This window comes from Siccirubricoccus soli, from assembly GCF_024178315.1.
Classification (GTDB): Bacteria; Pseudomonadota; Alphaproteobacteria; order Acetobacterales; family Acetobacteraceae; genus Siccirubricoccus; species Siccirubricoccus soli.
On the sequence record NZ_JAMZIK010000292.1, the window covers coordinates 1 to 1406 of the forward strand.

The following is a 1406-nucleotide window of genomic DNA, read 5'->3' on the forward strand; positions in this document are numbered from 1 at the left end:
GGCGGCGGCGCGGCGCGCGGCGCCGGCACCGCGCCGCCCAGGTTGAGCGCCCGGCGATAGCCCGCCTCCGCCGAATCATCACCGCCGCGCTGGCCCGGCGTGCCGTACCAGCCCGGCGGGTGGCGCGGCCCAGGCACGGTGCCCTCGATCTGCGAGGCCGGCAGGGCGGCAGCGGCGGGCGGGGCGGGACCGAGGCGGCCGAAGCCGTCCAGCGTCTCCAGCGGCGCCAGCGGCGCATCGCCCTCCGCCCCCTGAATGCCGGCCGAGAGCGCCACGATCCGCCGCAGCATCTGCACGAAGAGGCCGGAGAGCGGCAGGTTCGACCATTCCGCATTGGCGGTGACGTGGAACAGCACGATGCGCCCGGCGCCGCGGCTCTCCGCCGTGACCAGCGGCGTACCATCCTGCAGCCGCGCCCAGATCCGCTCGGTGAGCCGGGGCGACGGCTCGGCGAGCACCTGGCGTTCCACCGTCACCTCCTCCGGCACCGGCAGACCCGCAAAGGGCGAGCCTTCCGGGAAACCCGCCAGGCGCTGCGGCTGTTCCCAGGAGAGCGCGCCGCCGAGCTGACGTTCCGCCCGCAGCGCCACCGGCAGCAGCGGGTCCGGGTTCTCCGCCAGCCGCGGCCCGGCGAAGCGCAGCAGGGTGCCGCCCTGCTCCACCCAGCGGGTCAGCGCGGCGCGCTCCGCCCCCTCCGGCACCAGCCGGTCGGCCAGGGCCAGCACGGCGATCGGGCGGGCGAGGAGCTGCTCCAGCGGCCCGCGGCGGATCTCGACATAGGGGCCGAGGGCGCGGTCGAGGTAGAACAGGTCGCCGATCAGCGGCGCATCGGCGCTTTCCTCCTGCGCCGGCAGCAGGCCGACGGGGCGGCGGCGAAAGCGCTCATCCAGCAGCACCACGGTGCCGGCGCCGGTCGCGCCCTCGATCTCGAGGCGCACCACCTGGTTGCGCAGCTCCACCGGCAGGTCGAGCGCCGCCTCCCCGCTGCCCGCCCCGGCCGCGATCGGCACGGCGGCGCGGGCGATGGCGCGGCCATCCGCGGTGCGGGCCAGCACCCCCGCCTCGGTGGCGGAGGGCAGCGGCACCTGCTGCACGGTCAGGCGCAACCGGTCGGCCTCCGCCGCCGGGGGCGGTAGCAGCCGGTGCGGCGCCGCTTCCGCCAGGGCGACCGTCAGCGGCCCGGCGGCCGCCAGCGCCTCGGCCAGCCTGCCCGCCTCCGGCGCATGCTCGACGCCATCCGAGAGCAGCAGCGGCGCCAGCGGCCCGGGATTGGCGGCGCGCCAAGCGGCGAAGGCGGAAAGCGCCGCCTCCCGGTCCGGCGCCCAGGGCTTCGGCCGCAGCGCCGCCAGCCGGGCGCGCAGATCCTCGGCCGGCATCGGGCCGAGGACGCGCGGCGGCTCGCCGGT

1 pseudogene is annotated in these 1406 nt (G+C 78.2%); it reads right to left on the bottom strand.

The features are described 5' to 3' along the window. Positions 1-1406, bottom strand: a pseudogene (locus NJ376_RS28445) (DUF4159 domain-containing protein); the annotation flags it as partial.